The sequence below is a fragment of the Methylobacterium sp. E-005 genome (assembly GCF_022829725.1).
GTDB lineage: Bacteria > Pseudomonadota > Alphaproteobacteria > Rhizobiales > Beijerinckiaceae > Methylobacterium.
Genome location: NZ_JAKSYG010000136.1, coordinates 1 through 499, shown reverse-complemented (window position 1 = coordinate 499; position 499 = coordinate 1). Strand labels below are relative to the sequence as shown.

General features: G+C 68.1%; 1 protein-coding gene. It reads left to right on the top strand.

The genetic code is table 11. The annotated features are described in order from the left end of the window. Positions 1–267: 267 nt before the first annotated feature. Positions 268–499 (top strand): hypothetical protein (locus MKK88_RS15300; RefSeq protein ID WP_244001097.1); only part of this gene is annotated, 232 nt, incomplete at its 3' end.

Below are 499 nucleotides of genomic sequence, written 5' to 3'. Positions count from 1 at the left end.
GCGACGCCATGGACACCGGCAGCGATCTGCTGACCCGCATCGAGCAGCGGCTGTGGGTGCTGTTCCCCGATCTCTACGGCCCCGATGGCGATCATCCTGCCTGGGCCCTTAATTCGGGCATGGCTCCGCCCGCTCCGATAGCATGATCCCAGAAGCGTTTTTCGAGCCTCCCCGCGCCTGAAACGCCAGATTGCCCAGCCACTTGGGCGTCTGAGTCCGCCCCATCACCGCCGACCCATCCCACGAGCCCCATCAGGAGCGCGAACGATGTCCTATGCCCGCATCCCAAATTTCAGCCAGCCTGTCCCGGCCCGTAGCACGAGCGCACGCACCGGCCGCCGCCAGACCCCGCTGGACCGTCGCTATCGCAACCTACCGGACGAGCCGATCCCGGGCGCTATCGAGCCCTGGCAGGCCGTGACCCCAATCCGGCCGGACACCGTACACAGCCGGTCCCTGCGCTTCCTCGACGCCACGGGCGAGCTGCTGGCCGCCGTCG